The organism is Microbacterium sp. CPCC 204701, from assembly GCF_004010105.1.
Lineage (GTDB): Bacteria > Actinomycetota > Actinomycetes > Actinomycetales > Microbacteriaceae > Microbacterium.
In genome coordinates this window covers 1-3,093 of record NZ_RRYE01000349.1, presented here as the reverse complement: position 1 = coordinate 3,093, position 3,093 = coordinate 1, and the positions used below count along the sequence as shown (strand labels likewise).

Here is a 3,093-nt window from a genome sequence, read left to right as displayed (position 1 = left end):
CGGCCGCTCCGCGCGAGAAGGCCACGCACCAGCGTCAGGACCAGAGCGCCGGCCACTCCCGCTCGGCTCAGCCCGCGCAGGGCAACCCGCGCACCCCGGGACGTCGTGCGTCCGGCGGTGGCACGGGCAAGCTCATGGTCGGTTCGGTCGTCCGCCCCAACGGCACGAACCGCCGCGGCGGCCGCTGACCCGCAGCTGCTCGAGACGCCCCGACGCATCCGTGCGTCGGGGCGTTTCGTCTCGCTCGTTGGCCATCGGTCGCGCGTTCGTGGGGCGCGACACGCGGCATGGGTTCGCGGATTCCGCGTGTCGTGACACCTGAGGTGTGGCGCCGGCGCCAGCCGAGGCGTGCGCGCGCGTTCGTGGGGCGCGACACGCGGCATGGGCTCGCGGATTCCGCGTGTCGTGACACCTGAGGCGTGGCGCCCGTGCCAGAGCCCGGCGGCGGCGCCGGCCCGCGTCGACCACGATGTCGTCGGCCTCGAGCCCATCGGGTCCGAACGGCGGCGCGGCACGCGCGCTCATGCTCGGAAGGCCTGGGCGAGCGTGACCATGAGCTTCGCGTAGTCGCCGTCCATGCGGAACCGCGTGAACCCCTCGCTCACCGTGGCCCCGGTGCGCGAGCTCACGAACCACGGCGGCTTCGGCAGCACCGAGAACGACCGGCCCCTGGACGCACTGAGCGACCGGGGCGCGAGGGCGCGGGGGAAGGGCCGGAAGGGGCCGCGCGTCACCGACCGCTCGACTCCGTCGAGGAGGAGCGCGTTGTGCACGACGCCGATGCCGCTCTGGACGTCCTGGAGCGTCGCGCCGGTGAACCCGCCCCACGTGAGCGTGGGCGTGAGGAAGCCGAACGCCGTCCACGAGTTGATCGACACGGTGCCGTAACGCAGGTCGGCCATCGCGTGCTCGAAGCCGTCGCCCAGCGCCGCCTGAGTCTCGGGGTCGACGAGGACGTTGGCCCCGAGGGTGCCGACGAGCTGCTCGTTCGCGTGCGCGACCGCGGTGTCGAGGAACTCCTGACCGGCGCCCGGCAGCGAGACCACGCCGAGCACCGGGGCGAAGTACTCGGTCGTCTCGAGCACGGTGGCGTCGTCGTCGGCGCCGATCTCGATGAGCGCGCGCGTGCCGTCGGCGCACCACGTCGCGTTCGGGTAGCCGGATGCCGCGGCCTCGAGCTTCGCGTCGCTCCGGGGGTACCACGCCGAGCGCCGGGGCGCCGCCTCGTAGGCGGCCCGCAGAGCGCGCAGGAACGCCCCGCGCTGCGGCCAGTCGGCGCTCAGGATCACGACTTGCCCCGCGATGCAGTTGTGGCCCGAGTTGTACAGCCGCATCGTGACGACGTGCTCGGCCTGGAAGGCCAGGTCGGCGTCGCTCCACGCGCCCGGGACGACGATGATCGGCGAGACGCCGCCGAGTTCGGCGGTGATCGGCTTCTTCAGCTGCGGCCGGTTCTCGCGCTTGCGCCGCGCCGCCTGCGGCCCCGAGCCCCACACGATCGCGTCGAACGTGGGAGCGGCGCCGGTGATGTGCACGTGCGCGATGCCGGGGTGGCGGGTGAGGTACGCGCCGACATCGCCGCCGCCGCGCACGATCCGAAGGAACCCGGGCTCGATGAGCGGCGCGAACGCACGCTGAAAGACGGGCACGAGCGCATCCTGGGTCGGGTTGAGCTTGAGCAGCGCGACGCGGTTGTACGCGAGCAGTTCGTAGATCACGTCGAGCACGGGGATCGACGTGACGTTGCCGGCGCCGAGCACGAGCCCGACGCCGCCCGCGGCGGTGGGCGTGAGCTGCCCGAGCCCCGCCCGGCTGCGCGCATCTTCGGCGGTCACGCCGGGCTCGAACCACACCTCGCCGGTGTAGCCCGACAGGAGCATGCCGTCGACGGCATTCATCGGAAAGAGATGGGCGCGCACGCGGCCGCCGGGTGCGGCATCCGTCGTCACTCCGTCGAGGGGACTGGCGCCGCGGGCCAGCGCCCGCAGTGTGACCGCGTAGGCGTCGACGGCGACGAGGGCGGCGTACGGACCCGACAGCCACTCCTCGCCGCGCAGCGGATGCTCCGGAGCGAGGTCCTTCGATGCCGCGGCGACGTCCGCCCAGTCCTCCGCCGACGCGGAGATCGAGTCGTGCAGCCGGGTCATCAGCCGTGCACGCTGGTCGAGGGTCAGGGCCGTCCACACGCGGGCGCCTTCGTCCAGTCGCGAGATGCACGCATCGAGGTGCTCGCGCACGTCCTCGGCCAGGGGCGGGTCGTCGGTCCGCGGGCGGGACGGTGCGGGGGCGGCGTTCGGCACGGGCGCTCTCCTTCGGGCGGGAGCCTCAGTCTACGTCCGCCGGACTCGGTGTCAGGAGCCGTGCGACTGGATGCCGTCGACCGAGGCGTCGACCGAGGTATCGACGTCGTGCCGGCGCAGAGGATAGCGCGCCAGCGTCACGAGGCTCAGGGCGATCAGCGCGGCCGGCACGACGCTGAAGCTCACGACGATGCCCGTGACCGCGGCATCCGGCTGCGTCACGGCCTGCCCTGCGACCGACGACACGTATCCGGTCATCGCGAGGATCACCGAGAGCGCTGTCGCGCCGAGCGCGAACCCGATCGTCTCGCCCGCGGTCCAGACGCCGCTGAACGCGCCCGCGTGGCCGGGTCCTGACACCCGCTCGTCGTGCGAGATGACGTCGGGCAGCATCGCCATCGGCAGCGACTGCATGCCCGCGTATGCGATGCCCGCCAGGCCGACCGGCACGTAGATCCAGTCGCCGGGCGCCCACAGCGCGGCGAGGATCGACAGCGCCGCGAGGGCGAACACGGTGCTCGCGATCCGGAACGCCCGCTCCTTGCCGATGCGGCGGGCCACGACGCCCCAGGCGGGCGCGGCAAGCAGCGCGGGTGCGATGAGCGCGACGAACAGCAGCTCGACCGCCGCCTCGGAGCGCAGCACCCACGTCGCGACGTACTGCGCACCGGCGAGCATGAGGCCGGTGGCCAGGGCCTGCAGCACGAACGTGCCGAGGAGTGCGCGGAACGGCCCGCTGCGCCGCAGTGCCCGCACCCCGGCGGCGTAGTGCTCGCGGACGCCGGCCCGGGCC

At 73.5% G+C, this 3,093-nt stretch carries 2 protein-coding genes and 1 pseudogene; 1 reads left to right on the top strand and 2 read right to left on the bottom strand.

The features are described 5' to 3' along the window. A pseudogene (locus EIO58_RS15180) lies at nt 1-188 on the top strand (DEAD/DEAH box helicase); the annotation flags it as partial. Between the two features lie 333 nt (nt 189-521). Here EIO58_RS15180 and EIO58_RS15175 read toward each other — a convergent pair. Further along, nucleotides 522-2,300, bottom strand: a complete 1,779-nt coding sequence (locus EIO58_RS15175; protein WP_240658914.1) for an aldehyde dehydrogenase family protein — start codon at nt 2,298-2,300, stop codon at nt 522-524. Between the two features lie 51 nt (nt 2,301-2,351). After that, nucleotides 2,352-3,093, bottom strand: a 742-nt coding sequence (locus EIO58_RS15170; RefSeq protein WP_205789315.1) for an MFS transporter, incomplete at its 5' end; no start/stop codon positions are given.